Below are 26532 nucleotides of genomic sequence, written 5' to 3'. Positions count from 1 at the left end.
TAGGTTGGTGTTTGGTGTGGTAACCTCACTATTTCCTAAAATTCAGGGGGTGGCAATTTTTTTGCTCAAAAAGCCCTCTATCAAGGTATTTTATAGCCTATTTAATATAAAAGTTTTGACAATACGGATCAAGTAAGAGGGGGAGAAACATGGAACAAGAGCAAATTGTGTTTCAAATCATTTTACACGGGGGAAACGGTCGGAGCTCTTCGATGGAGGCGATCATTGCAGCAAAGGCAGGCGACTTTGAAAGAGCACGGGCCAAGCTTCAGGAAGCGGCCAATGAGTTACATGAAGCTCATAAAATACAAACAAATCTCATTCAATTAGAGATACGAGAAGGTCCATCTACCGTCTCACTATTAATGGTCCACGCGCAGGATCATTTAATGAATGCGATCGTCGTTAAGGATCTCGCGTCTGAATTTGTGGATTTGTATGAAACACTAGGGTGTTCACAGGAGGAAGAAGCATGACAAAAAAATTGAAGGTAGCCACGATTGGCGGAGGATCTAGTTATACTCCGGAATTAGTGGAGGGATTTATTAAACGATACGACGAGTTCCCGGTGAGTGAGCTTTGGTTAGTCGATATTGAGGCAGGGAAAGAGAAGCTTGAAATCGTCGGAAACCTGGCGAAACGAATGGTGAAAAAAGCGGGGCTACGGATTGATGTCCATTTAACATTAGATCGTAGGGAAGCGTTAAAGGATGCGGACTTTGTGACGACTCAGTTTCGGGTGGGCTTGCTAGAAGCTCGCGCGAAGGATGAGCGAATTCCATTGAAATACGGCGTGCTCGGGCAGGAAACGAATGGTCCGGGAGGCTTGTTTAAAGGGTTACGGACGATTCCTGTGATTCTAGACATTTGTCGAGACATGGAAGAGCTATGTCCGAACGCGTGGTTGATCAATTTTACCAATCCAGCTGGCATGGTGACAGAAGCTGTTCTTCGTTATTCTTCTATTAAAAAAGTCGTCGGGCTCTGTAATGTTCCGATTGGCATGGAAATGGGGATTGCGAAGCTGTTGGGTGTGGAACACTCTCGCATCCGCATAGATTTTGCAGGGCTCAATCATATGGTGTATGGTTTGGATGTGTTTGTGGACGGTGAGAGTGTGAAGGAGAAGGTATTCAGCCTGTTAACGGACGCGAACAACACAAGCTTTGTGAAAAACATCCCAGGTTACGGATGGGAGCCACAGTTTTTAAAAGCACTAAATGCCCTGCCATGTCCGTATCATATGTATTATTACAAAACGAAAACAATGGTCGACAAAACACTTGAAAGTGCCGAAAAGGAAGGGACGCGAGCAGAGGTCGTTCAACGTCTCGAAAAGGACTTGTTTGAGTTATACAAAGATGAAAACTTAAACATCAAACCACCACAGCTCGAAAAACGTGGAGGAGCATATTATTCTGATGCTGCCGTTCGGCTCATAACGTCTATCTATAATGATAAAGGCGACATCCAGCCAGTTAACACGATGAACGCCGGTGCGATCGCCAGTATTCCGTACGACTCGGCCGTGGAGGTGAGCTGTATCATTACAAAGGACGGTCCAAGGCCCCTTACGATGGGAGATCTTCCGGTGGCTGTTCGGGGATTGGTTCAGCAAATCAAATCGTTTGAACGAGTAGCAGCAGAGGCAGCGGTGACCGGTGACTATGCGACCGCGTTACTTGCGATGTGCATCAACCCGCTGACTCCGTCGGATACGGTTGGGAAAGAGATCTTGGATGACATGTTGGAGGCGCATAAGGAGCATCTGCCTCAATTTTTTAAAGAGAGCGGCGTGTGAAAACACGTTGCTTTTTTTGTGGGGTGTGATTTTGTGACTGTTGTTACTGGGATGGAGCTGATGAGTTTGAGTTTAGTGCCTAGCGATTCCAGAATTTAGTAGAATGAGGTCACTAAAATTAGATATGGTGCCTGTGTATTCCAAAATTTAGTAGACTGTGGTCACTAAGATTAGATATGGTGCCCATGGATTCCAGAAATTAGTGGAATGAGATCACTAAGTTAGCATTTAGGACGTGTGGATTCCAAAATATAGTAAAATGAATGAACTAAGTTACCTTTAGTATCTATAATTCCATTACTAGGTCATTTTGTTGATAAAAATCTCATTAATTATGTTCTTCAAAGGACGAAAATGGTAAAATTTACATTAAAGGAGGTCCGGTCCCTTATGCCTGTTATCGTTGCTAGTATTTTTTCAGCCCTCATTATCCTGATGACCGTATCATTCATGATTAAAGTGTTACATATCGGTTATAAACGAAAGGAAATTAGTTTTCGACTGCTCCTCTTGTACAGTGGTACCTCCGTGGCTGTTGGATCCATCGTTGCTATAAGTCTGCCTTTTGCTTATACAAAGCTCTTTCACTGGGTATTAGGAGCATAATTTTACAAAAGGAGTGGTCCTTATGACGCTTTCAACCGAAAGATTAATCCTGAGAAAGCTAGAAGCAACCGATGCCGAACGCATTGAAGAATTAGCAGGAGACTTCGAGGTGGCGAAAACGACACTGAATATTCCGCATCCCTATCCAAAGGGATCAGCCTTGGCATTTATACATAGTGTAATAGAATCTGAGTGCAAGGGGAAATTGGTCACATACGCGCTCACAAAAAAAAGAAACCTACGAGCTAATCGGACTGATGGCCATCAGCATCCATTCTACCTTTAACCGCGGGGAGCTTGCGTATTGGGTCGGAAAGCCTTATTGGGGACAAGGCTACGGAACCGAAGCCGCGAAGGCGCTTCTCCGATATGGATTTGAAGTACTCCAACTCAATCGAATTTATGCGCAAAGTTTTACCACCAACCCAGGATCGTGGAGAATCATGGAGAAAATCGGTCTCAAATACGAAGGAACCTTGAGACAGCATGCATCCCGCTTTGGCGAGTACTATGATTTGGCTCAATACGGCATCCTTAAAGAAGAATTCAATTAAGGAGGACAAAGGTTGGAAGAGCAGGAGAAGAGAAAGCTAAAATATTAAAAGGTTTTACTATGGCTAGTCGGATTAAGCATTGTAACTGTAGTGATGTATTATTTTGACAAGCAAAAGGTGTATAAAGAAGAGAAACCACCCGTGCCCGTCGTTTCTTTAGGTGAACAGAAAACACAAGTATTTCTTGGGTCCTATACCTGGAATGACGGTGAGGTAATAAAGGAATTGGCTGACCTTAAAGACGTCAATTTTAAACGAGTGGCGTACCGAGATCAACTTCATATTGATTTCCCAGAAGGAAAGGAACCTTTGTATATAGCAAAAGGGGCGTACGACCCCACCGGCAATGGTACATATCCGATTCCTAGTATGTTTAATGATGAAAGTGTTAGCTTTTTAGGGAATTATCCAAGCGTCCTGACTCTTTCTTTAAAAGCTTTCTGGAAAAATGGTAAGCGAGCGGAGTATATTGTTCCTTTAAACGTTGAGCCTGTAGCTCCAGAAAAAGAATATTTACCCGTTAACAAGGGGTTTTATTCCTTGCTCGGTGTATACAATGGTGACTCAGAGTTGAATACAACGATTCATCAACAAATTTCCGAAGCTTCTCCGAATTTTTTGATGGAGTATAAGGGATATGTTCATATAGAAATGGCCAAGAATTATTATCGAGAGCTACAAATAGAAAGTGGCCCATTGTATCTCCTGTTTTATGAAGAAAAAGAAGTTTTTCGAACAGATTCTGAAGAAGAATTATTGCAATATATTAAAGACCACACGTTTGTAAGTAGAGAGACGATCGAAGGGATCGTAACGAAAGTGGATCGGGAATTAGGGTTCATTTATGTGGATGACCATCCTTTTTCACTAACGGATACATTTATCCGAGTGGGCCAAAACATTCAACTAGAAGTGGGGAATGTGAGTAAGGAGCTTCCTTATCAGCAAGTCGTGGAAAAGGTCGAGGTGCTTGAAGAACCCGATAAAGTTCTTCTGAATAAAGACTGGTTATCCAAAAAGGAGGACAAATTTTCGCTTTTGGTCATAGGAGATGAAGCGTTCAGCACCCCCTTTAAAAACCCACAAAAAGATGATTTCGCTTTAATTGACCAGATCACCATGAAGCGGTCACTTTCTTCCATTGAAGACCCATCAATTTTTGTATTTAATACGGAAGAGTTGGTATATCAGACAGATGACTGCAACAGTCTTTTAAAATATTTATTTGAAACAGAACAGTTAAAGCCTTTAAAGGAGGATCTCGACTAATATCAACTGCAAGCTGGAGACCATAAAAGGTCCTCAGTTTTTTTTGTTGAAAACATTTCCATATTTTATATAGATTCAAGGTAAAATATGGTGTAATATTTAAGTGTACTTAATAATTAATGTAAATAAATTATTTATTCTTCTTAAGAAAGGAGAACTTCCATGGACCTAAAGCAAATTCTCATTGAAGCCAATCGTTTTTCTGAAGACATCAAATTTGTTTTTATCAACGAATACAAAAAGCTACTAGACGAAAATGAGTTATCCCAGAAACAATCTCTCGTTCTAAGCATAATAGAGAAAAAACAACAATTGACGATGAATGAAGTAGCAGAAATCATCAATGGAACCCCAAGTGCAGCCAGCCAGTTCATTCAAAAGTTGGAGAATAAGCAGTACGTGAAACGAGAGGTGAACAAGGAAAATCGCAGAGTGGTGTTCGTGTTACTTGATGAAAAGGGAGAGGCCTTTTTTAACGAAATGACTGCGATTTATGAAAGGGTGTTAGAAAAATACTTTCTGCAGCTTCCAGAAGAGGATATTATCAAGTATCACGAAATTTTGAAAAAGCTTCACCAAATCGTAGTGAGAGGAGGGGGAGGGTAATGGAGACGGCATTCGCTAATCGACATTTTTCCTATCATAAAGAGTCAGGTTATACCGGCTTTATCATAGCGATAATATGTGTTTGCGTCGTAGAAACGGTCGGAGTCTCATTTTTATTATATAAATGGAGCCCCGTTCTTCACTGGATTCATCTATTTTTATCGGTATCGACTATTCTTTTCCTCATCCTTGATTTACACGCTGTCACTAAGAATCCAATCCTCATTCAACATGACGAACTCATCATAAAAGTAGGTCTTCGCCCAACTGTTCAAATTCGACTTTCAAATATCTTAGAAATCAAGAGTGGGAAAATGAACTTTGAGAATGACCGAAAAAAGAAAGAGGTGCTCGACCTCTCGTTATTAGGCTTTGACGAACCCACTTTTGAAATCGTTTTAGCAGAGCCTATCCATGAGAAAAACAAGAGCATTCAACGTATCTTTTTTACCGTCGATGATGAACGTGCCTTTTACAAACTAGTGAATCAAGGGAGGGGAAATCATTGAGTATTTTCTATTGGATGGTCCTTCTATTTCTCGTGACGTACGAACCCGTCTATGGTTATTTTGATTATCAGAATTTTAAACGGAGAGTCGCACAATATCCATTGGATAGAGTGAAGTATTATAAGAAGGTTATGCTCGGACTATGGATTCCGACGCTTCTGATCCTAACAGTAACGGCATTTGGTTCTTTGAACTTCCAAGACATCGGCTTTAAAGGTATCACCATTAATACCTCAACTTTAGGAACTGGGGTCACGTATTTTTCTTTAGGATTAGCAGGGCTCTATCTGGTTAGTCTCATATATTATTTAATAGGTTCTAAGGTTAGTATAAAAATGAGAGCCGACATTGCTGAGCTAAAGAAAAGAGAGCATGAGAAAATCGCGTTCAAAGATATTTTGCCACATTCGAAAGAAGATAGACGTGTATGGACGTATGTGTCTTGGACAGCGGGAATCACGGAAGAAATCATTTACCGAGGCTTTCTAATTTTTGCCCTTTTTCAACTATTTCCGGGTCTTTCCATTTGGCCCGTGTTGATCCTTTCCTCCTTGATATTTGGTTTGGCCCATACTTACCAAGGAATTTTGAATGTCATTAAAACTTCATTGATTGGTTTGTTTTTCGCCATTTTATATATCGGATTAGACTCGATTGTCCCCCTCATAATTTTGCACTTTTTAATCGATTATGTTGGAAAGATCGGTGATGATGGGGAATGAAATCGATTTGTTTTATTCCTATTAAGTACTTTAAGGATAATTATGGAAAAATTTAATGGTGAGATTGCAAAATTTTCTGGAGGGATTATCTCATGGAGAAAATTTTAGTGAAAACGGGGATATATTCATTTATAGGTTCTTTCTTTTTATTAATTATTTTTATGAAAAGGGAACAAAACACGATAGATGTGGACGGGATGACTACATTTACGGTTACCCCTTACCCAGAGTATTTCTTTTCTATTTTAAGATATTCGGTAATTTCTGCAGTCATTGCAGTCGTACTTGTATGTGGTTATATACTGACAAATAAGAATAGTTCGGAATAAACTTAGGCGGAGACATTCCGCTTAATTAATAATTATGATTAAAAAATAAGAAAATAGACGGAGAAATTCCGCCTATTGGCTCAAAAAAGTCCAAAAGGAGTAATTTTTCCTTGCATAACCGGAAAAACTCCTCTTATTTACCCCATAACAAGCTCCATTCTGCATTTAACGGAAAAATATCCGCTTAGTTTTACTTAACTAATTACTCGATAAAGGACAAAACATCTTATAACTTTTATATTTTTCAATAAAGATGCGCAAATAACTGTCATTTCGGGATATTTGTACCCCAAAACTGAACACTTTATTTAAGCCTTAGTGGCTTTTTTTTATGAAAGAAACCACCATAAAAAGCATATATTAAGGACAGGCCATAACTAGTTCGGAGATGAATCCACATGGTGTATTTCCTTAAGAAAACCGCAATTGTCTTACTCGGTAGTATGTTATTGTCTTTTGGTATCAATTTTTTTTTAGTTCCTTTTGAAGTACTTGATGGTGGAATCATTGGGATTGGTTTAATAATAAAGTATTTAACTGGGATACAAGCAGGTTTAGTGATTATATGTTTGAGTGTCCCGATTTTTGTGCTAGCTTGGTTATATAACAAAAATTATTTTTATAATAGTTTGCATGGGATGCTCATTTCTTCCTTTGTCATTGATTTACTGGCCTCTTCTCAACTTTTACCATCTGATATGATTCTTCACCCGATAGTAAGTTCGATATTGGGAGGAATTTTTATTGGAGTGGGTATTGGGATCATGCTTAGGTATGAAACAAGTACAGGAGGAACAGACCTCATCGCGCAATTTTTATCAAAATTATTTAACATCAATGTTGGAATGATCATATTTGTCATCGATACGGTTGTGATTTCCATAGGAGGATGGCTCATTTCAAAAGATACCTTTCTCTTGTCGATTTTGACGGTGATCTTTGTAGGCTTTTTCACTAGCTTTTGTACATGGAACTACAAAACAGAAAATGGTTAGAAGTCATTGTTAGTTGGGTGTAATTGAACTTATATGAAAATTGGCATTCCTTTAAAATTGGGATGCCTTTTTACTATTAAAAAAGCTTTGATTTTTACTCGAACAGAGAGTTAAAAAACGTTATAAAGAATAGATATTTGTAAAAAGTGTGAAATAAATGAGGCTGTGAATCGACTAATTGATAAGTATAAAAAATCGGAGGGATTAGGGAGTTGACCAGTTCATGATTAGCAACAAAATTTCGGAATGGTTTTACTTGTACAACAAAGATATTTATTATTTTTTGGTTTATTACATTGGGTCGAGTGATGTTGAGGATCTGGTGCAGGAAGTTTTTATCCGAGCCATTAAAGGCTATGATACGTTTCAGCAAAAATCGAGTCCTAAAACCTGGCTTTTTTCGATTGCACGCCATGTAGGGATGGATGAAATGAGAAAAAGGAAGCGCGTAAGGATGATACAAAACTTTGGTTCTGGGAAGAGCAAACCGAAAAGGAAACACCGGAGTTCATTCTCCAAGAAAATGAAAATAACCGGTTACTGTACCAGGCGATCCAATCATTAAAAGCAAATTATCGAGATGTGATCATCCTAAGAGGAATTAAAGAACTATCTGTATCTGAAACAGCATCCATATTACATTGGAATGAAAATAAGTTTCGAATCACCTATCATCGTGCACTAAAGGCACTACAAAAAGCAAAGGAGGATTTTCTATATGAAAGATAATGAGAGATTTCATGATTTAGAGAGAAATATCCGATCCTTACCCGAACCGGATTATGATAAACAGTTTACCCAAAATCGCATCCATGAAAATGTATTACAGTTTGCAAGTTCTTATGAGAAAAAGAAAAAGAGAGTGACTATTATGAAAAAGATTTCATTAGGTTTAGTTAGTGTTACAGCCCTCGTGTTATTCGCCATTCTTACCCTTCCAATAAATGAGGAGCGGCCATCTGGTTCTGATCCACATGAACAAACGACAACAGATGAAAATGTAGTGGACCACGAAAAAGAGGTTATTGATCAGAATAAAGGAACAGAAATTCTTTATGAAAATACAGAATTTGGTTTTACTTTTACCCTTCCAAAAAGTTGGGGTGATAACCAGATTGTATCGGATTCTTGGGAAGGGATTTCAGAACAAAATAATACAATGGAACATGGTCCCATTCTTTCCATTAGGCACCCTCAGTGGTCAGAGGAAAAGCCAAGACAAGATATTCCGATCCTGATTTTTACTCTTACTCAATGGTCCTCGCTTGAAAAAGGGAATTTCATATAGGTGCAGCTCCTGTTGGTCCAACTTTATTAGGACAAAATAATGAGTATGTTTTTGCGCTTCCAGCAAGGTATAACTTTGCCTTTTTAGAGGGGTATGAAGAAGTAGAAACGATTTTAGCCAATCAGCCACTTCAACCGAATGAAAAGAGATAAAGAACAAATAATAAGTGGAAAAGGTATATAAAGGCGAGGGAATTGATGAAAAAGAGTGCCATGGTGTTCCTATGTTTTCTTATTTTCCTGCTTCCATCACAAGTTTTCGCTCAGCGGAAAGTCCCTATCTTAATTTATCATTCGATCGATGAATTTAAGGGTGTGGGTTCTAAAGATTTATATGTAACCCCTGAAAATTTCGAAAAACAAATGATCTATTTACGAGATCATGGTTTTACTTTATTAACGTTTGAACAATGGGAAGATCGATATAAAGTACAAAAACCAATTTTCATTACGTTTGATGATGGATACAAAAACAATTTGAATGCATTTGCCATTTTTCAAAAACTGAAAAATGAAAGGTTCCAACCGAAAGGTACGATGTTTGTTCTTTCTGACTTTATTGGCCGTTCCAATCGATTATCACAAGCGGATCTCAAAATGATGGTTGATTCGGGTATGATCTCGATCCAGTCTCATACCGCTACACATCCTGATCTGACGAAAATAAATAATTTTGATGTTGAACTAAAAAAGTCTAAGGAAAAAATTCAACAGATAACAGGAAAACCAGTGATTGCTCTTGCGTACCCATATGGCAATACGGATAAAAAGGTGGTAGAAGAAACGAAGAAATACTATAGATTTGGACTAACTACAACTCCTGAACTATTTTCTGAAAAAGGCATGAAAGATGAACTTTACTTTTTACCAAGAGTGTATATTACGTATTCCACAACTCTTGAGGAATTTGCAAAGATTGTTGAGGGAGAACGAAAGTAATAATATGGGGGATAAAAAATACCCTGTCTTCGCTACATAACCAATGTTAGCGAGGGCAGGGTTAAATAAATGGCGCCATTTTTATCTAAATGTTCTACTATTTAAGTGTAGAATTAATCATCATCTTCCTTATCGTCATCCTTGCGTAATGGGGAAGGAAATCTAGCAGCTTCGAAACGTGAACCGTCTTCTCCTGTGTCAATTGTTCCCGCAATGTTGCTTTGAGCAAACACTTCGACCACATCATTTTCTTTCAAATTTAAGATGGTAGATACTTGTACACTGTTTACAAATGGTGTTCCTCCACCAAAGAAATCATTGTCAATGGCTACCGCAGGATTACCATTTACACGAATTTCAATTCTTGCACGATAATCCAAATTAGGGTTAGCTGGTGCGAATCCAACTGAGGCTAAAATTAAATATACGCCATCATTTTCTGGAATAAATGTTGAACTATTTGGGTTATATTCACCAGCTAAATCAAATTGCTGTGTTGGAAATATAACTTTTATTGGACTATTTGCTGGGACTGGTTGAGGAGTTGTAACGTTAACAGCTCTGAATGCGGATGCTCGTACTAGATTCTTGTTTTTACCGTTTTTACCCATAATATCATTCCTTTCTATTATTTTGGGTTCATAGTAGAAACTACGAACCTTCAATCAACAGCATATGTTTCAAATAATAAAAAGGTAGGGCAACTAGTAACCGTCAATCGTACATTTTTATTATAATCTGTTACCATTTTTAAATGCGTAGGTAAGAAATGGAGATTAGTGTAATAGACTTATAGTATTCATCCTATACTCTGTTCAGATATTTATAGTTTTTATTCCTAGTTGACTCTCAACTTTTTGTTCCCCAATTAAAGATTTTATGATTAAATGAGGACAGAAAAGGGAGAGGATGGATCCAATGGCAGAATTTACGAATGTAACAATCTCTACGAAAGCAAATATTTACTTTGAGGGAAAGGTAACAAGTAGAACCGTAGTTTTTCAGGATGGAACTCGAAAAACGTTAGGAATTATGCTTCCAGGAGAATATGAATTTTCAACATCTCAAAAAGAAGAGATGGATATTCAAGCGGGAGTCCTTGAATATAAATTACAGGGGCAAGAATGGAAAACAATCGAAAATAGTGGTGTGTTTTATGTACCTGCCAACGAAAGCTTTTCTTTAAAAGTTCATTCGGTTGTTGATTATTGTTGTTCTTATTTTTCTGAGGAGTAAATTGCTAGATTCATCACAATAAAGGCCGGCACACTGTTACAACTGTGTCCGGTCTTTTTTGGTAAAATTTTCTTGACTTTATGAAAGTTCACTATACATTATGTATAACAGGTTTAACATTAAGTAAAAGTAAATTGACAAGGGAGGTTTATTATGACGTATCAAGAAAAGAAAAGTATCGTGTCATTGATCAGTGCTATTCTCATTTTTGGGTTTTATGGTTTGTATATGTATCCTCAATATCCCGAAGGAGGGCTAGAGTCTCCCGAAGCCTTTCGTTTTTGGGGTAGTTTCGTCCTCATCTTGACGGTCGTTTCCATCGTTGCACACATCGTAATCAGCATCATCTTTAACATCATTTATAGAATGACAACCAGAGAAAAAGAACCAAAATTTGCGGATGAACTGGATAAATTAATCGACATGAAAGCGTTCCGAAACTCATTTTTTGTGTTTGTCATCGGCTTTCTTCTTGCTATGGGATCACTGATCATTTACCAGCCGTTACACGTAATGTTTATAGTCTTGATTCTTTCGGGCTTTGTTTCGGATGTGACTGGATCAGCTACGAAACTTTATCATTATCGGAAAGGGGTCTAAAATGGGAAAAAATCTTGTCGGCAATCACATTCGAAAATTACGATTCAATCATGATGAAATGACCCAGCAGCAATTAGCTGACAAGGTGGGTGTAACCAGACAAACCATCGTGGCTCTCGAAAAGGGAAACTACTCCCCATCTCTTGAACTCGCTTTTCGTATTGCTCACGCCTTTCACTTACCGTTGGAGGAAGTATTCTTTTATGGAGATGACCCAACGCAGTAAGAATTTTTGATGATTGTTTTTGTTTTAACGTTTGTCAATTTATGAACAGAAGGGGATAAATAAATGATGATAAACAAAAGAGCAGCCAAACTAGTGGGAGTACTGTTTATTCTTGCAGCCGTTTCGGCAGTAGCGGGTGTGTTATTATACGATCCTATCCTTAATGGTTCCGATTACTTGAGCAATGGTTCCAAACACGCGAACCAAATCATATGGGGAGCACTAATGGAATTAATTCTTGTCGTTTCAGCGGTTGGTACAGCAACGACAATGTTTCCGATTTTAAGAAGATATAACGAAACCATCGCATTATGGCATGTTTGTTTTCGGTTTCTTGAAGCGATTGTCATTACGGTTGGTGTGATCAGCGTGCTGTCCCTTTTGACCTTAAGCCGAGAATTTATTGCAGCTGGAGCTCCGGATGCAGCAGCTTTTCAAACGTCAGGTACCGTATTAAAAGCCATCCATGAATGGACATTTATGCTAGGGCCCAATTTCATGCTAGGTATCAATACGATGATGTACAGTTATATATTTTATAAAACCAAGTTCGTACCTAGGTTTATTCCAATTTTAGGTATGACCGGAGCAGCTCTTGTGTTTGTTTGTGCCTTGTTAGTGATGTTTGGTGTTATTGAGCAAGTGTCAGTTTGGGGTGGGTGTTGGCACTGCCGGTAGCAGCGAATGAAATGATTTTAGCTGTATGGTTGATCGTGAAAGGATTCAATTCCTCTGCTCTTGATTGTTTATTTTCAAAAAAGGATTAGATTAGTGAAGAATAACTGAATATACATGTAGCGGACCTCCAAATCAATGGAAGTCCGTTTTTTGTGGGGAGTGTGATTTTTTGACCGTGGTTACTCCAAATTAGTGGGATGGGGTGCTGAGTTTGAGTTAGGTTTAGTGACTGGTGATTCCAGTTATTAGCAGGTTAGAGTAACTAAATAAAGATTTAGTGCCTTCGAGATCCATATTTTAGTGGAATGAGGTCACTAAGTTTAGATTTGGCGCCCGTGAATTCCAGAAATTAGTGGAATGAAGTCGCTAAATAAAGATTTTGTGCCCTTGAGATCCATATTTTAGTAGAAGGAGGTCATTAAGTTTAGATTTAGTGCCCATGAATTTCACAATCGTGGGGAATCATCTTCCATTAGCTGGGGAAGAGTGAACCTCTTTCCCAACCACTCCTACGTCCATTCCTTCCTTAACAACTCTACGGCGGGAATATCGGCAGGGGCCCAAACAAGGGAAGACAGATGTTCTCGTTTCAGCCAAAGGAGCATCGAGTGTTCACTTGGCAGTGGGATGCCATCCACCAAACGACATTTAATTGTGATCAATTGAATGATAAAGGTCTCATACTCATGCCTATGCTCGTTATGTAATTCATCGGGTTCGATGAGGCAGCCCAGTTCTTCGTGAATCTCGCGTTTAACCGCTGTATGCAAATCCTCGTCCTTTTCGACCTTTCCACCAGGAAACTCCCACATATTTGGCATCACCATGGATGGAGAGCGGAGGGCGCATAAAATTTCTTTGTATTCATTTTCAATCACCGCAGCGACGACTTTGATTTGTTTCTTCATGTTTACCTCCCAGTAGCTTTTTACCATTAAAAACTTGTAAAAGTAGCCTTGTCCATGAAATATGAATCATGCAAGAAAACGATTTCAAGAATATAATAGAAGAAAGAAGGAATTTTAAACGAAAGACCATGAAAAAAGATGTAGTTTTACAAGCTTTGGCCTCATACACTTAATAATACCTAATTTCGTTGAAAACAAACCAAAAAAGATTGAACGGGAGTGAGGTCCATGAATAAGAGTGAATATTTATTCTTCTGCCAGCATTGTGGAGTGCCTCAAAGAATTCCAGAGTTTGCTTTAAAAACGTATCTGTGTGATGAAAAGGTGAAGCAGTATTATTGTAACAATTGCAGTCGAGAAAATAAAATTCCAGAATACGTGAAAAAATTGAAATCGGAGCTCTAGGTAGGGCAAGGATTCTACATATGGCTACACAGGTACCATGTAAATGCTTACATGGTATTTTTTTATGCTCATAGATTTTTAAAGAGAATAGTAAATAGAAAAATAGTTATCAAAAAATTTAAAAAAGAAGTTGTCGAAATGTGAAACATCTATTATAATTCATTTAAATGAATGTCATATAATATAACACAGTGACGGGGGATTATCTAACATGACAAATACTTTAGTAGAATTAGAAACTTCAACTCTAGAACAAATTAAAGAAACAATAAAAGAAAAAAGTGTAGAACTATTACACTTACAATTCGTTGATATTGAAGGAATCTTAAAGCATGTAACAGTAACAGTGGAGCAATTAGAGGATGTAGTAGAAGGAAAAATGATGTTTGACGGATCTTCTGTTAAAGGGTTCTCCCCTATTAATAAGTCAGACCTTTACTTACAACCGGATTTAACAACATTTGCTGTTTTACCTTGGTCAGTAGAAGAAGGATATTCAGAAGCTAGATTTTTATGTTCTGTAAAAAACCCGGATGGAACACCATTTGATGGAGATACAAGAAATGTTTTAAAGAAAACTGTTGAGCGTGCGGCTGAAAGTGGATATACGATTTCAGTTGGACCTGAGCTAGAATTCTTCTTATTCAAAACAGACGAAAATGGCTACGCAACTCAAGAACTAAGTGATAAAGCTGGCTATTTCGAGCCATCACCACATGATCTTGGAGAGCGCGTTCGTTTAGAAATTTACCGTGCATTAAAGGCAATGGGCTTTACAATTGAAGCGTCTCACCATGAGGTAGCTGAAGGTCAACATGAAATCAATTTCAAGTATGCAGATGCTTTAACAGCAGCAGATTTGTCTACTACGTATAAATGGGTAGTTAAAACCATTGCTCAGAAATTTGGATTACATGCAACATTCATGCCGAAGCCTGCATTCGGAATCAATGGTTCTGGTATGCACGTGAATATGTCGTTCTTTGAAGGAAGCGAAAATGCCTTCTTTGATCCATCGGATGAGTTACAATTATCGAAGAAAGCATACCATTTCATTGCAGGTGTACTTGAAAACGTAAAGAGCTTCGCGGCTGTAACAAATCCGCTAGTAAACTCTTATAAGCGTTTAGTACCTGGCTATGAAGCGCCATGCTACCTTGCATGGTCAGCATCTAACCGTTCGGCTCTTATCCGTATTCCAGCAAAGAAAGGTCTTGCGACTCGCGTAGAATTACGTTGTCCAGATCCATCTGCAAACCCATACTTAACGTTTGCTGTCATTGCAGCTGCAGGTTTAGATGGAATTGAAAAAGAACTAGAAGCTCCAGCTCCAATTAACGAAGACATCTTCCATATGACAGATGAGAGAAGAGCTCATTTAGGAATTGAGAATCTTCCTGGAAGCTTAAAAGAAGCTGTAGTTGAATTAGAAGCTAGTAACTTTGGTGCTAAAGCATTAGGCGAGCACGTATATGGTGAATATGTAGCAATGAAAAAAGCAGAGTGGGATAGCTACCGCATCTCCGTTCACGCTTGGGAAATTGAAAACTATCACTCAAAGTTCTAATTTGAACAATCAACTATATAGAATAAAAAGGATGGAACCAATATGTTCCATCCTTTCCTTTTGTAAATGATCAATTAAATGATGGTAATGGTAAAGTCAGGGGAGACTAAATCCATTTTTTCTAAGTCCCATTCAAAAGTTAAAATAGCCGATTGTTTGGATTGGTGCGTAAGGAGACGTTTCCCATTCTTAATAACTAGACTTTCAGCTTCCCAAAAGGTAACCGACTCATCTTCTCCTGTACGATTACAAACAAATACACACAATCCAGTATCCTTTGATCTTTGTTCCCACTCACCGTTTGGGCCGTGTAGCCCTGGGCCCCAGGAGGATGGTGCAATTAAGATCTCAGCTCCTTTATGTAAAAAGGTATCCGCAATGTTTGGGGTATAAGCATCCGCACAGATTAATACACCAATTTTCACATGACCCATGTCAATAGGTTCAATGGAAGTGCCAGATGTAGACCAATCATCGATACTTGCAATCTTCCTTTGTTTACCTATTAATTGACCATCAGGGTTTATAACAAACACGGAATTATAAAGCTCTCCAGTTTCTGACCGTTCAGGACACCCAAGAAATACAGTAGTATTCAAAGATTGAACATAGGTTATAAAGTTTGTCATCCATTCATCCGGTTGTGGCTTGATCCACTGAGTTCCAATCTTTTGAGAAAATTGCAATCCGCTAACGGCTAATTCAGGGGTAATAATCCAATCTACCTGTTGATCCGCCACTTGTTTAACGGCTGTTTCAATGAGCCTTTGATTATTTTCGATATCACCTGCAATTGGCAGCAAGTGTAATAAAGCTACTTTTATTTTCTTCATGATTTCCCCCATTTAGAATTACTGATAATGAGTATTATATCAATGAAACGGGGGAAGTGAGCGGATGGCAGAACACCTTCCTAAGAAATTTGTTACATGCTATGTTGAATGGTGATTATCCTGATCATAATTTGGTAATGAACTAGATCTTGCTAATAGGCGGTTTACTACTTTTTCAGTGATTGGCATAAAGGAATTAAGGATAAGACCCCCAAAACAAACGGTTAAAAGAGTTCCAATGCCAATGGGTCCTTTTAAAAGGATGGCCATGATCAAGAATACGAGATAAATGAATGTTCTCGAAACAAATATATTTGTTCTAGTTAATTCTTGGATGATTAAGGTTAATCGGTCCACTGGAATCGGTGCAAAATGGGTGTGTAAATAGGTTGCCGTTCCTAATCCTATAGCAACTAAACCCATTCCAAAACATATCAATTGGCTGTACCAATGTTCAGGTGAAACCCAATCGCGCAATAAAAAAAGCCACAGATCAATACCAATACCTGTTATCAATGCCGTTAACAACCCCAAAGCTTCTGGTCTTTGTCTTTTTAAAATGGAATTACAACAAATGATTAGGAAAGCTAGGATGATTTCCCAACTACCCACAGTAAATCCCACAGTCTTGGAAAGTCCCACTAAAACTGCATCAAAAGGTGAAGTGCCCAGGTCTGATTGTATAGTGAAAGAAATACCAAGGGTTAATATGAAAATTCCTACTACATATAAAGCATATTTCACTTTTCTCGACCTCTTTATCATTATTTTTTTGTTGCAAACGCAACAAAATTAGGTTAAATTTAACATATACTATTTTTATTGTATTTGCAACAAAAATACGTGCTGAGGAGGGAATTATGAAGGAAATTCTTCGTGAAATGGGAATGATTGCAAGAGCATTAGATTCAATAAGCAATATAGAGTTTAAAGAGTATGACCTGACAAAAGGACAGTATTTGTACTTGGTGAGAATATGCGAAAACCCTGGGATTATTCAAGAAAAGGTAGCGGAAATGATAAAAGTCGATCGAACAACAGCCGCTCGAGCGATAAAAAAACTCGAAATGAATGGGTTTATTGAAAAAAAAGAAGATCAACAGAACAAAAAAATTAAAAAACTCTTTCCAACAGAGAAAGGGAAACAGGTCTATCCTTATATCAAAAGAGAAAATGATTATTCCAATAAGGTAGCGTTAGAGGGCTTTTCCGAAAAAGAAGTAGAAACCTTGTTCCATCATCTTCAAAGAGTTAGAAAAAATGTAGAAAAAGACTGGGAATTTGTAAAAAAGGGAAACAAGAGAAATTATTGATGATATAAAGGAGCGACAGATTTAATGATAAATATCCAACCATGTACCCTTGAGGATTCACGCCAACTTCAAGAAATTAGTTATGTAACTTTTAATGAGACATTTAAGCAGCAGAATTCACCCGAAAATATGAAGGCCTATATGGAGAGGGCATTCCACTTAAACCAGCTAGAAAAAGAATTAGCTAATATTTCTTCGCAATTCTTTTTTGTTTATTTAAATCATGAACTTGCTGGATATTTAAAGGTAAATACCAAGGATGCTCAGACGGAAGAAATGGGTGATGAAGCACTTGAAATTGAGAGAATTTATATAAAAAGAGAATGTCAAAAACACGTAAATATATGCTAAATAAAGCGATAGAAATAGCAAAGGCGCGTGATATGAAGAAAATCTGGTTAGGTGTATGGGAAAAAAATGAAAATGCGATTGCTTTTTATCAGAAAATGGGTTTTGTCCAAACAGGAGAGCATTCTTTTTATATGGGTGATGAGGAACAAAGGGACTTGATCATGACGAAAACACTCATCTAACTTTTTAGGAAAGGGGAATTACATGTATATTCCAAACTATTTTAAGATCACAGATGAAACAATAGCCTACGATATAATGAAAGAGCATAGTTTTGCGACGCTTATTTCTCAAAATAACGGAATGCCATTCGCCACTCATTTACCATTAATGTTGAACAAGGAGAATACCTACTTATACGGACACTTTGCTCGTCCCAATCCTCAGTGGACTAATATCCAAAATCAAACCGTACTAGCTATTTTCCATGGTCCTCATTGTTATATCTCCCCATCTTGGTATGAGACAAATAAGGCGGTTCCAACATGGAATTACGTGACTGTTCATGTGTATGGAGAAGTCGAGCTTTTAGAGGATGAACATGAGTTAATGAATTCTTTACATGAAATGGTATTAAAATATGAGGCTCCTGACAGTTCATACAAATTACAGAACGTAGATGGTGAGTTTCTCACTGGAATGAACAAAGGAATTCAAGGTTTCAAAATAAAAATCAATAAAATCGAAGGAAAAGCGAAGTTAAGTCAAAACCATTCTACACAGCGACAAGAGCTAGTTATTGAACAACTAGATCGTTGTTCAAATACAGATGAGAAACAGATTGCTTCTTTGATGAAGGCTAATCTAAAAAAGTAATGGATTCTTTATTGACAGTATATTGTGCAAGTAATATATTTGTCTAAGATAAAACTAAATAAAAAAGCCGAATCTTTATTGAGCGGGGGAACCAATCTTTTGGGGTGAATCTACAATTTGTAGAAGGAGACTCTCAACTCCTAATCCGTCAGCTAACCTCGTAGGTGTTATTGAGGGTGGATGTATTTTTATACATACAGGCCATTCTATTCTTTAGAATGGTCTTTTTTAATCAAGAAAGGGAAGGAAGTTACAGATGAAACAAATAGCTGTGCAGCGCGATGACAATGTGATTGTGGCACCACTTGCTGAAGAAATTCTCCAAAAGGGTGATGTGTTGATTGTGATTGGTCATAATGCAGACTTGAATCGCTTTGAAGAAAAAGGTGTATAAGAATGAAAACCAAGATGATAAACATGAATCCTTCTCAATTATTAATTTTAGTTTTTACTATCTTTATTATTATAGGAACGATTTTTCTTAAACTTCCATGGGCAACCACGACATCGATCAGTTGGTGGGATGCACTATTTACGGCAACTTCAGCCATGACTGTTACTGGCCTAGCAGTGGTTGATACAGAAACAGCATACACCTTGTTTGGCGAGATTGTAATTGTCTCATTGATTCAATTAGGCGGATTGGGAATTATGTCATTTGCGGTTTTAATCTTTATGGTTCTTGGAAAAAAGATTGGATTTAGGGAGCGAATCCTTGTTCAACAATCCATGAATCAAACTTCACTTGGTGGAGTCGTTCAATTAGTCAGGAACTTGTTTTTCTTTTCATTAGTTATTGAATTCATTGCCATGGTGTTGTTGTCCTTACGCTGGGTTCCAGAGCTGGGGTGGTCGAAGGGGATTTATTATAGCTTTTTTCATTCTATATCTGCGTTCAATAATGCTGGCTTTGCGTTATGGTCGGATGGACTTAGTAGATACGTAGGTGACCCAATAATAAATATTGTCATCACATTATTGTTTATCATTGGAGGTCTTGGATTTACGGTTTTAGCCGATTTAAAAAGTAAAGATACCTTTCGAAAACTTAGTTTACATTCAAAAATAATGATTGTCGGTACCTTTTCTATAAATATTGTTGCCATGCTTTTCATTTTCATTTTAGAATATGGAAATCCGAATACACTTGGCTCCTTATCCTTGGTTGAAAAATGGTGGGCATCGTATTTTCAAGCAGTGACAACTAGAACAGCTGGATTTAACAGTCTGGATATTGGAAGTTTGAGTGATCCAACGATCCATTTTATGATACTACTAATGTTTGTAGGTGCGGGCAGTGCATCGACGGGTGGAGGAATCAAACTAACGACATTCATTGTCATCGTGTTAGCTGTGGTAACGTACCTCAAAGGTAAAAAAGAAATTGTAGTGGCTAGAAGAACGGTCGCTGAAACCATCATATTCCGCTCATTAGCTATTACTATGATCTCTTTAACTTTAATTTTCTTGGCCATCTTTGTATTAACCATTACAGAAGAAGCAGCTTTCCTACCGATTGTGTTTGAAGTCGTTTCTGCGTTTGGGACAGTAGGTTTATCCATGGGAATCACTGGAACTCTCTCGATCATCGGTAAGCTGGTCATTATTATTGTCATGTTTGCAGGCAAGTTAGGTCCTTTAACGTTTGCTTTTTCTCTTGCACGTCAAGAAAAGTCGAAAATCCGTTATCCGCAGGAAGATGTGTTAACAGGTTGATCAATTTACATAAAGCTTCCTAAATTTAACATTTCATGTAGCATATTAATTTAAAGCAGATTACTTCATGTTTATTCTCATATCATGAACATGAAGCTATTAACCGAAATAAAAAAACAAAGCAGTTGATTATCACATCAACTGCTTTTTCAATGGCAATTTTTTGTTTCACTTCTAATCAGAACACCTTATATCCGACAGTTCAGATTGCTTGTAAAAGTATAGTAATTTGACCATTCCAAATACTCACTTTTAAGGGAGGGAGAAGGGTGACTAATATAGAAATTCAAAACTGCTTAAAAGAAAATATGATGAATATAAAGAACACTTTTCACGATACATCTGACCTTATTGTTAGAAAGATAAAGGTGGGCTCCAAAGGATCTTTCTAACAGAACTGAAGGAAGTATTTAAACAAGAAGATTTTCCTGTTCCTAAAGGATTTGATGAAGAAGATGTTAATTTGGATGCTCCTCCTTTATTTACTGATATTTTTTGCTTACATTATATTCATACTATGTCTATGCACGCAGCACAGTCTTACAGCCTAGCTTTTACTCTTTCCATTCGTAAGAATATAAGAGATTTTTATTATCAATGTAATATTACCACTATGGATTTATATAACGAAACATTAGCAGTCCTTGTTAATAAAAATCTTATAGATAAACCACCATTGTATTCAACACCAGATAAAATTCATTTTATCAGCACTCTTGATTATGTAACGGATATATTTGGTAATAAAAGAACCATGAATTCTCTTGAAAGTGGTAATATATATTTTAATTTAGAAAAAAGTTCCATTACAAAGGGATGTCTAATCGCCTTTAGACAAGTATGTAAAGATAAAGAAGTAAATAGGTTCTAGAAAAGTGTATTAATGCAGCTAATAAACACCTTGGCATTTTTTCAAAATTATTACTAGAAGAAAACCTGCATATACCCTCGTACATTTGACTCAGATTTAACAAATTCAAATATAGCACCATTTTCTGATAAACTTATGTTGTTTCATGCAGGCTCTTTATTTGCTGCAGCTATATCCTATTACGGAACTGCTGCGATTTACAGTATGAGAGCAGATATTGCAATGTTATGTGAAAAAGCAATTTTAGATGATTTACTTGTTTATGGAAGTTTTGGTAAGTTAATGATTATGAATAATTGGATGGAGCAACCTCCTAATGCGGATGACAGAAAAATCATACATAACTAATTTAATGTACTGACAAAAAATAAATTACCAGATGAAATCAATACTGCGATATTTTTAAAAATGCCCTTTCAGCAAAGTAGGAAAGGGGCATTTGCTATTTAGTAACTTACCTCTGAAGTAGAGGCTTTACTTAAGGCCAAAAATACAATCATGAAAAGGATGCAAGTGGTGCCTACCCATTGGAACATTCCAAAGGGTTCTTTTAACCAAAAGACGGTGGTTAATACGGCCGCAAGTGGTTCGATACTTCCTAGTAGACTAGATTCTTTAGGGAGTAGACTTTGCAAACTTTCAATATAAAACCAAAAGGCGATCATGGTACCAAAAATAATAACAAAGATGAGGTATAGATAGGCTTCGAAAGGTAAAGTCTTCAAATCAATTTGCCAAGGTGGATGGATAAAGCTTAAGGCAAAACCACCGATAATCATCGCCCATCCAACAATAACAAGAGAGTCGTATTGTTTGAGTAAGGGAATGGCATATAAGGTATAAAAGGCTAAGGCGGCTCCTGATAATAATCCCCAAACGATGGCTGGTGTAGGGACAGATAATTGAGAGATGGAGCCGTTTGTTAATAAGAAAAAACTCCCGACTAGGGCTAGCGAAACGGTAATCAAATCTCTTGTTGTAAGTACGGCTTGTTGGCGTAAAATCAAGTAAACGATAATCATGACAGGTGCTAAATATTGTAATAGAGTGGCCACTGCAGCATTTCCGTGTTGAATGGAAGCCATATAGGTGTACTGAACGGCAAGCATTCCAAGTAAACCAAAAATGACTAAAGGAATGGCCGTATGCTTGGTTTTCCAAACTCCAAGGATTTGCGAACGATCTTTTCCAAAGAAATGGATGGTTAAAAGTAAAAATCCAGCGATCAGCAATCGCGTCGTTACCAGCCAATCGATATCGATTCCATATTGTTCAAAAAGCTTTTTTGCCACAGTTCCTCCAATTCCCCAAAACGTCGCTCCTGTTATCACTAGAAAAATCCCTTTGTTTCTCCTCATTTGGCTTCTCCTCATTTGGCTTCTCCTTTAAATATAAAAATAGTGCTATAATATGTACTATCTTACCTTGGGAAGCCGTGAAAAAATATCTATATTGAGTAGAAAAATATAAGAATATTGAGGTGATACCATGCAAATAAAAAATTTTATGATTGACCATAGTTTAAAAGAATTAACAGCACATCGAACCGTGGTGTTACCTTTTGCCTGTTACGAAACGACGATTAATCAAAATATTAATGGATATATCCCGCTTCATTGGCATGAAGAATTCCAGTTTGTTATGGTGATAAAAGGAGAGGCCATTTTTCAAATCAATGAAGAAGTGGTTACGGTTCAAAAAGGGGAAGGACTATTTATTAATGCTGGCTGCCTTCACATGGCAAAAGATAAAAATGATTCGGGTTGTGTGTATCTTTGTTTGAATGTTCTACCAAGCTTTGTTCTCTCACAAGAGCTGTATTCCACCTTCGTATATCCCTATATTCAGGCGACGAATATCCCTTATATAATTCTATCCGCCAACGAGCAGTGGGCGAGTACGATTCTAGACTCGATGATGAAAATCAGTCAGTTGATAAAAGAAAAACCTTCTTACTATGAAATTGACATCAGTGTACATCTAACGTATATTTGGAAGAATCTTATCATGAATGGTGTTTCATTAGAGGTCGAGCAATCGGAAATTGTAAAAAGCCAACGAATGAAGCAAATGCTCCATTGGATCCATCAGCATTATGCGGAGAAAATTCTTTTGGAGGATATTGCACGAGCTGGCCAATTAAGCCGATCGGAATGTTGTCGCTATTTCAAACGGATGTTGAAGAACACGCCCTTGAATTATGTCACTGATTACCGCATCCAAAAAAGCTTAATTTTATTGCAACAATCCGATTCCAATGTGACCGATGTTGCCTATCAGGTAGGATTTAACAGCACCAGCTACTTCATTGATAAATTCCGAAATGCGATCGGCATGACACCGTTAGCCTACAAAAAGTATAAAAGGAATGGAACGAATACACTTGAACAATGAGAGGCATTTTGTTAGAAGGGGCCATTTTTTAAAACAATAGAGGTAGTTAATAATAAAATGGAAATGCTTTTGATTAAGTAATTAGTAATAAGTCTACTAGGATTTATAGTAAAAATAGTGAAGAACCCAATTGGAAAACTGAAAATGTGAAGGTTAACGGAGTCTAGATTTATAAGCTAGATTTTAATGCCAGTATAGGATTGGGGAATTCTCCCTATTCCTATGCTGGCTTTTTTTTGCAATATTGGATTAAGGGGAGCAATAAGATGAATGGTTCTTTGATGTCAGTTGTGAAAGAATGGAATAAAGAAAGAGGGTGGCATATCTGTTATATATTTAATACTAAGAAATACATTGAAACAGTGGTTTCGTTTATTATTTCAGGAATAAAAAATGAAGAACTTGTACTGGGAAAGTTTGTGCGTACATGGGCACATGTTGAATGGGACGATGAAAAAGAAGTTAATGATAAAATAGAAGAATTTGAAAAGCTTGCTGAAAGCTTAGTTGATAAAAAGAAGATACTTTCGGTCTGTGCTTATGACTCAAGCAAAATACCTGATAGATGGGTACGCATTCTAATTGAATGTCATAACGTAACGGTCACGGATGAAGAGTGACATATCTTTTTGATAAACGTCAAACGGAAGTTTAGCTTGAAAAGTCATAATTGAGGTGTATGTAAAATAAATCCTAGGAGGTGACCTGACACCTCTTTTTTTGTTGACAAATTTTCAAAATATTAATAAAGTTTAATTGTTAACCAAAAATAAAAATTAGTTTACAATAAAAGGGGAGAAACAAATGAAAAATCAACAATTGAAATTAAGAATGATGATTGTGACAGCGCTTTTTGCCGCAATCATTGGAGTATTGGCTCAAATGACCATTCCACTTCCGCTCGTTCCAATTACAGGACAAACCCTTGCCATTGGCTTAGCAGCAACCATCCTGGGTTCACGTTATGGAACCTTATCGGTCATTTTATATCTAATTATTGGTTCTGCAGGAGTACCCGTATTCGCTGAATTTTCAGGGGGAGTTTCAAAGCTTATTGGACCTACTGGAGGTTATTTAGTTGGTTTCCTTCCAACTGCCTTCATAATCGGATGGTTTATGGAAAAAAGAGGCTTCAACTTCAAGAATGCTGTGATTGCTAATAGTATTGGTATGCTTGTTACTTTGACATTTGGCACAGCTTGGCTAAAGATTGCTGCCGATCTTTCTTGGTCAGCTGCATTTGCAGGTGGATTTACTCCATTTATCCTTGTTGGGTTAATCAAAGCTTGCCTTGCTTCGTGGATTGGTGTTATAGTACGAAACCGATTAATCTCTGCAAGGCTATTGTTTACAGAAGAAAAAGACCAAACAAAATCAGCCTAAAAATATTATTGATTTGTATTTTATGCTTTAGCTCCATCTTAGGGAAAGATATTTACCTATTATTCTCACTGTAAATGAGTTTCGAAATGTGTAAATAAAGTTTTAATATTTTTTGTAAAGGACCAAACGGAAATTCTTGGTCCTCTTTTTTTTGAATAGTTGAATAATAATGTGATTAATGGTATAAATATACAAATATGATTTAGGAGGTAAATACATGTCAGAGAATGATTACAGATAAAAATTATTTAATTAAATTAAAAGGAACAAGTTTCCAACTGGCTACAAAAGATGCACATTCTCTTTATGCACAATATGGCTTTAAGTCTTTGGGACAAATAGAAAACAGAATGGCTGGACCTCTTAACTGGGAGTTAGTTTATCAAGGTTATGGGTTGAAAAAATAATTTATAGATGTACTACAGGATGGGGGAAGGATATTTATGGAGATTAAACTCGATGATTTAAGTCCTACAAAGGAAGATTTTATCAGTTTGCATCAAACAACTGGATGGAATGCTAAAGGCTTATATACATATGACCAACTATATACGGCTATTTGCAACAGTTGGTACTCCGTTTCTATTTATCATGATAAAAATTTAATAGGATTTGGCCGGATAATATCTGACGGAATATATCAAACTCTTATTTGTGATGTCATGATTCATCCTGATCACCAAAAACAAGGAATCGGGAAAAAGTTAATGAAAGCATTGCTAAGCAAATGTGAAAAGGAAGGAATCAAGTGGGTTCAATTATTTTGTGCAAAAGGGAAACAAGATTTTTATCAGAAACTAGGCTTTAAAACCCGAGAATTGGATGCACCTGGTATGATGCTGTTTTTATAATTATGCATTAAGGTAACTTTATTAAAAATTGAAACCATTCCCCAGTTAGTCCGTATGTAAAGATCTAGCTTGGAAACTCTCTTGAGTCATTATTCTATATTATAGTATAAATCCGTTCATCCTTTGTAAGGAGTGACTTAAAATGCATATTCCAAATGAAAAGATATACCCTCACTGCACATTTATCTCCAGAACAGTTTGAGGTTGGCGGCCTTACAACGAATAAACGGTGTATTGTGGCTACGCGGATACTTGGCAGACCATCTGCATGTTTGGAATCCTGAGGACCATTTTATCTTTTGCCAAAATGGAAGAAGTGAGAAATCATGAGGTGAGGTGAGTGAACTGAGAAAGATTCTAAGTTTATACTTTCTCTTGTTATTGGTTTCCTGTCAATCGGTCAGTGATAGTTCTCATATTTCGGAAGAAGACGTTGTAAAGACGCTACAAGAGAATGGTATTCAATTAGTTGAAGCAGATATTCCACATGGGAACAGCTTCGGGACCGATTTAAGAAATGTAACACCAGGCAGTTATCTGTTAAGTGAGAAACCCTTTTTTATTTATGAATTCGAAAATGAAAAGGACATCGAGAAAGGGATTAGGGAATTTGCTAAGAAAACTGAAACCATGGAATTGGCCTAATTTCCCCATAATAAGGGATGCTGAAACTGTTCCTTCCCTTATAGAATGAGCTAATCGCAAAACATCCTCATAATTCTCTTTAATGACCTTTGTATTTATTTGTCCACGTAAAATGACTTCTA

At 37.2% G+C, this 26532-nt stretch carries 39 protein-coding genes, 3 pseudogenes and 1 riboswitch; of the genes and pseudogenes, 36 read left to right on the top strand and 6 right to left on the bottom strand.

The genetic code is table 11. The features are described from left to right. The first annotated feature begins 149 nt into the window (after positions 1-149). The 15 genes from ACFFHF_RS13760 (at position 150) to ACFFHF_RS13690 (ending at position 9617) form a co-directional block, all read left to right on the top strand. On the top strand, positions 150-476 hold the full coding sequence (locus ACFFHF_RS13760; RefSeq protein ID WP_160549828.1) for a PTS lactose/cellobiose transporter subunit IIA: 327 nt from the start codon (positions 150-152) through the stop codon (positions 474-476). Further along, the gene (locus ACFFHF_RS13755) at positions 473-1801 is read left to right on the top strand and encodes a family 4 glycosyl hydrolase (protein WP_160549835.1); all 1329 of its coding nucleotides are present in this window, start codon (positions 473-475) and stop codon (positions 1799-1801) included. The genes ACFFHF_RS13760 and ACFFHF_RS13755 overlap by 4 nt, the downstream gene beginning before the upstream one ends. A 390-nt stretch (positions 1802-2191) precedes the next feature. Then, positions 2192-2407 carry a hypothetical protein gene (locus tag ACFFHF_RS13750; protein WP_160549829.1) on the top strand — a complete coding sequence of 72 codons (216 nt, stop codon included), beginning with the start codon at positions 2192-2194 and terminating at the stop codon, positions 2405-2407. Positions 2408-2429: 22 nt separating this feature from the next. After that, positions 2430-2693 carry a GNAT family N-acetyltransferase gene (locus tag ACFFHF_RS13745; protein WP_340903827.1) on the top strand — a complete coding sequence of 88 codons (264 nt, stop codon included), beginning with the start codon at positions 2430-2432 and terminating at the stop codon, positions 2691-2693. After that, positions 2665-2961, top strand: a complete 297-nt coding sequence (locus ACFFHF_RS13740; RefSeq protein WP_340903826.1) for a GNAT family N-acetyltransferase — start codon at positions 2665-2667, stop codon at positions 2959-2961. The genes ACFFHF_RS13745 and ACFFHF_RS13740 overlap by 29 nt, the downstream gene beginning before the upstream one ends. Before the next feature lie 90 nt (positions 2962-3051). Beyond that, positions 3052-4230, top strand: a complete 1179-nt coding sequence (locus ACFFHF_RS13735) for a hypothetical protein (protein WP_377058409.1) — start codon at positions 3052-3054, stop codon at positions 4228-4230. 162 nt (positions 4231-4392) lie between these two features. After that, entirely contained in the window at positions 4393-4836 is a 444-nt protein-coding gene (locus tag ACFFHF_RS13730; protein ID WP_377058408.1) for a MarR family winged helix-turn-helix transcriptional regulator, read from the top strand. Beyond that, complete coding sequence (locus ACFFHF_RS13725) at positions 4836-5345, top strand: hypothetical protein (protein WP_377058407.1); 510 nt, start codon at positions 4836-4838, stop codon at positions 5343-5345. The genes ACFFHF_RS13730 and ACFFHF_RS13725 overlap by 1 nt, the downstream gene beginning before the upstream one ends. Then, on the top strand, positions 5342-6067 hold the full coding sequence (locus tag ACFFHF_RS13720; protein ID WP_377058406.1) for a CPBP family intramembrane glutamic endopeptidase: 726 nt from the start codon (positions 5342-5344) through the stop codon (positions 6065-6067). Before ACFFHF_RS13725 ends, ACFFHF_RS13720 begins: the two co-directional genes overlap by 4 nt. Positions 6068-6159: 92 nt before the next feature. Then, positions 6160-6396 carry a hypothetical protein gene (locus tag ACFFHF_RS13715; protein ID WP_377058405.1) on the top strand — a complete coding sequence of 79 codons (237 nt, stop codon included), beginning with the start codon at positions 6160-6162 and terminating at the stop codon, positions 6394-6396. A gap of 401 nt (positions 6397-6797) precedes the next feature. Further along, a complete protein-coding gene (locus ACFFHF_RS13710; protein ID WP_377058413.1) occupies positions 6798-7391 on the top strand; it encodes a YitT family protein in 594 nt (197 codons plus the stop codon). 223 nt (positions 7392-7614) lie between these two features. Further along, positions 7615-7956 carry an RNA polymerase sigma factor gene (locus tag ACFFHF_RS13705; RefSeq protein ID WP_377058404.1) on the top strand — a complete coding sequence of 114 codons (342 nt, stop codon included), beginning with the start codon at positions 7615-7617 and terminating at the stop codon, positions 7954-7956. Positions 7957-7973: 17 nt separating this feature from the next. Continuing rightward, positions 7974-8120 (top strand): sigma factor-like helix-turn-helix DNA-binding protein, encoded by a 147-nt coding sequence (locus tag ACFFHF_RS13700; protein ID WP_377058403.1) that lies wholly within the window; start codon positions 7974-7976, stop codon positions 8118-8120. After that, on the top strand, positions 8110-8679 hold the full coding sequence (locus tag ACFFHF_RS13695) for a hypothetical protein (protein ID WP_377058402.1): 570 nt from the start codon (positions 8110-8112) through the stop codon (positions 8677-8679). Before ACFFHF_RS13700 ends, ACFFHF_RS13695 begins: the two co-directional genes overlap by 11 nt. A 197-nt stretch (positions 8680-8876) precedes the next feature. Continuing rightward, entirely contained in the window at positions 8877-9617 is a 741-nt protein-coding gene (locus ACFFHF_RS13690) for a polysaccharide deacetylase family protein (protein ID WP_377058401.1), read from the top strand. Positions 9618-9730: 113 nt separating this feature from the next. On the opposite strand, the gene ACFFHF_RS13685 is transcribed toward ACFFHF_RS13690, so the two are convergent. After that, the gene (locus tag ACFFHF_RS13685) at positions 9731-10228 is read right to left on the bottom strand and encodes an ABC transporter permease (protein ID WP_377058400.1); all 498 of its coding nucleotides are present in this window, start codon (positions 10226-10228) and stop codon (positions 9731-9733) included. A 307-nt stretch (positions 10229-10535) separates the two neighbouring features. Between ACFFHF_RS13685 and ppnP the strand changes: the two genes are divergently transcribed. From ppnP to ACFFHF_RS13665, 4 genes are all read left to right on the top strand, one after another. Next, complete coding sequence (gene ppnP, locus ACFFHF_RS13680) at positions 10536-10853, top strand: pyrimidine/purine nucleoside phosphorylase (RefSeq protein ID WP_160549427.1); 318 nt, start codon at positions 10536-10538, stop codon at positions 10851-10853. Between the two features lie 153 nt (positions 10854-11006). Beyond that, the gene (locus ACFFHF_RS13675) at positions 11007-11453 is read left to right on the top strand and encodes a hypothetical protein (protein WP_377058399.1); all 447 of its coding nucleotides are present in this window, start codon (positions 11007-11009) and stop codon (positions 11451-11453) included. A gap of 1 nt (position 11454) precedes the next feature. Beyond that, entirely contained in the window at positions 11455-11679 is a 225-nt protein-coding gene (locus ACFFHF_RS13670) for a helix-turn-helix transcriptional regulator (protein ID WP_160549424.1), read from the top strand. Positions 11680-11742: 63 nt separating this feature from the next. Next, on the top strand, positions 11743-12357 hold the full coding sequence (locus ACFFHF_RS13665; protein WP_377058398.1) for a DUF4386 domain-containing protein: 615 nt from the start codon (positions 11743-11745) through the stop codon (positions 12355-12357). 509 nt (positions 12358-12866) lie between these two features. Here ACFFHF_RS13665 and ACFFHF_RS13660 read toward each other — a convergent pair. Beyond that, on the bottom strand, positions 12867-13265 hold the full coding sequence (locus ACFFHF_RS13660) for a (deoxy)nucleoside triphosphate pyrophosphohydrolase (RefSeq protein ID WP_377058412.1): 399 nt from the start codon (positions 13263-13265) through the stop codon (positions 12867-12869). 228 nt (positions 13266-13493) lie between these two features. On the opposite strand from ACFFHF_RS13660, the gene ACFFHF_RS13655 reads away from it, so the two are divergent. Continuing rightward, on the top strand, positions 13494-13670 hold the full coding sequence (locus ACFFHF_RS13655; protein WP_160549420.1) for a hypothetical protein: 177 nt from the start codon (positions 13494-13496) through the stop codon (positions 13668-13670). 211 nt (positions 13671-13881) lie between these two features. Beyond that, a complete protein-coding gene (gene glnA, locus ACFFHF_RS13650) occupies positions 13882-15237 on the top strand; it encodes a type I glutamate--ammonia ligase (RefSeq protein WP_160549419.1) in 1356 nt (451 codons plus the stop codon). 74 nt (positions 15238-15311) lie between these two features. Here the strand turns inward: glnA and ACFFHF_RS13645 are convergent, their stop codons facing one another. Both ACFFHF_RS13645 and ACFFHF_RS13640 read right to left on the bottom strand, forming a co-directional pair. Then, a complete protein-coding gene (locus ACFFHF_RS13645) occupies positions 15312-16070 on the bottom strand; it encodes a carbon-nitrogen hydrolase family protein (RefSeq protein WP_377058397.1) in 759 nt (252 codons plus the stop codon). 99 nt (positions 16071-16169) lie between these two features. Then, positions 16170-16814 (bottom strand): YczE/YyaS/YitT family protein, encoded by a 645-nt coding sequence (locus ACFFHF_RS13640; protein ID WP_340903811.1) that lies wholly within the window; start codon positions 16812-16814, stop codon positions 16170-16172. Between the two features lie 116 nt (positions 16815-16930). Between ACFFHF_RS13640 and ACFFHF_RS13635 the strand changes: the two genes are divergently transcribed. From ACFFHF_RS13635 to ACFFHF_RS13600, 8 genes and pseudogenes are all read left to right on the top strand, one after another. Next, positions 16931-17383 (top strand): MarR family winged helix-turn-helix transcriptional regulator, encoded by a 453-nt coding sequence (locus ACFFHF_RS13635; RefSeq protein ID WP_377058396.1) that lies wholly within the window; start codon positions 16931-16933, stop codon positions 17381-17383. A gap of 24 nt (positions 17384-17407) precedes the next feature. Next, positions 17408-17916, top strand: a pseudogene (paiA, locus tag ACFFHF_RS13630) (spermidine/spermine N(1)-acetyltransferase). Positions 17917-17938: 22 nt separating this feature from the next. After that, a complete protein-coding gene (locus ACFFHF_RS13625; protein ID WP_160549412.1) occupies positions 17939-18550 on the top strand; it encodes an FMN-binding negative transcriptional regulator in 612 nt (203 codons plus the stop codon). 55 nt (positions 18551-18605) lie between these two features. Then, positions 18606-18732, top strand: a riboswitch (cyclic di-AMP (ydaO/yuaA leader). A 74-nt stretch (positions 18733-18806) separates the two neighbouring features. After that, on the top strand, positions 18807-18944 hold the full coding sequence (locus ACFFHF_RS13620; RefSeq protein ID WP_160549410.1) for a TrkA C-terminal domain-containing protein: 138 nt from the start codon (positions 18807-18809) through the stop codon (positions 18942-18944). 2 nt (positions 18945-18946) lie between these two features. After that, the gene (locus ACFFHF_RS13615) at positions 18947-20266 is read left to right on the top strand and encodes a TrkH family potassium uptake protein (RefSeq protein ID WP_160549409.1); all 1320 of its coding nucleotides are present in this window, start codon (positions 18947-18949) and stop codon (positions 20264-20266) included. Positions 20267-20535: 269 nt separating this feature from the next. Continuing rightward, positions 20536-20658, top strand: coding sequence for a hypothetical protein (locus tag ACFFHF_RS13610; RefSeq protein WP_377058395.1), 123 nt, complete (start codon positions 20536-20538; stop codon positions 20656-20658). Then, on the top strand, positions 20649-21137 hold the full coding sequence (locus tag ACFFHF_RS13605; protein WP_377058411.1) for a DUF3231 family protein: 489 nt from the start codon (positions 20649-20651) through the stop codon (positions 21135-21137). The genes ACFFHF_RS13610 and ACFFHF_RS13605 overlap by 10 nt, the downstream gene beginning before the upstream one ends. 69 nt (positions 21138-21206) lie before the next feature. Next, positions 21207-21485, top strand: a complete 279-nt coding sequence (locus ACFFHF_RS13600) for a DUF3231 family protein (RefSeq protein ID WP_377058410.1) — start codon at positions 21207-21209, stop codon at positions 21483-21485. Positions 21486-21583: 98 nt separating this feature from the next. Here ACFFHF_RS13600 and ACFFHF_RS13595 read toward each other — a convergent pair whose 3' ends face one another. Next, entirely contained in the window at positions 21584-22495 is a 912-nt protein-coding gene (locus tag ACFFHF_RS13595; RefSeq protein ID WP_377058394.1) for an EamA family transporter, read from the bottom strand. A gap of 130 nt (positions 22496-22625) precedes the next feature. On the opposite strand from ACFFHF_RS13595, the gene ACFFHF_RS13590 reads away from it, so the two are divergent. From ACFFHF_RS13590 to ACFFHF_RS13560, 7 genes and pseudogenes are all read left to right on the top strand, one after another. Next, a complete protein-coding gene (locus tag ACFFHF_RS13590) occupies positions 22626-23531 on the top strand; it encodes an AraC family transcriptional regulator (protein ID WP_160549404.1) in 906 nt (301 codons plus the stop codon). A 266-nt stretch (positions 23532-23797) separates the two neighbouring features. Further along, positions 23798-24151, top strand: a complete 354-nt coding sequence (locus ACFFHF_RS13585) for an MEDS domain-containing protein (protein WP_377058393.1) — start codon at positions 23798-23800, stop codon at positions 24149-24151. Positions 24152-24335: 184 nt separating this feature from the next. Further along, a complete protein-coding gene (locus ACFFHF_RS13580) occupies positions 24336-24914 on the top strand; it encodes a biotin transporter BioY (RefSeq protein ID WP_377058392.1) in 579 nt (192 codons plus the stop codon). A 227-nt stretch (positions 24915-25141) separates the two neighbouring features. After that, a complete protein-coding gene (locus tag ACFFHF_RS13575; protein ID WP_160549402.1) occupies positions 25142-25321 on the top strand; it encodes a hypothetical protein in 180 nt (59 codons plus the stop codon). 36 nt (positions 25322-25357) lie between these two features. Further along, positions 25358-25765: a GNAT family N-acetyltransferase gene (locus tag ACFFHF_RS13570; protein WP_377058391.1), complete on the top strand. Its 408-nt coding sequence runs from the start codon at positions 25358-25360 to the stop codon at positions 25763-25765. 213 nt (positions 25766-25978) lie between these two features. Next, positions 25979-26095, top strand: a pseudogene (locus tag ACFFHF_RS13565) (helicase); the annotation flags it as partial. A gap of 6 nt (positions 26096-26101) precedes the next feature. After that, positions 26102-26410: a hypothetical protein gene (locus tag ACFFHF_RS13560; protein ID WP_377058414.1), complete on the top strand. Its 309-nt coding sequence runs from the start codon at positions 26102-26104 to the stop codon at positions 26408-26410. Here the strand turns inward: ACFFHF_RS13560 and ACFFHF_RS13555 are convergent. After that, positions 26399-26532 (bottom strand): annotated as a pseudogene (locus ACFFHF_RS13555) (Tn3 family transposase); the annotation flags it as partial. The gene ACFFHF_RS13560 and the pseudogene ACFFHF_RS13555 sit on opposite strands and share 12 nt — an antisense overlap.

Source organism: Robertmurraya beringensis, from assembly GCF_042433785.1.
GTDB lineage: Bacteria > Bacillota > Bacilli > Bacillales > Cytobacillaceae > Robertmurraya_A > Robertmurraya_A beringensis.
Note: the sequence above shows the minus strand (reverse complement) of the source record. Positions and strands in the feature narration are given on the sequence as shown.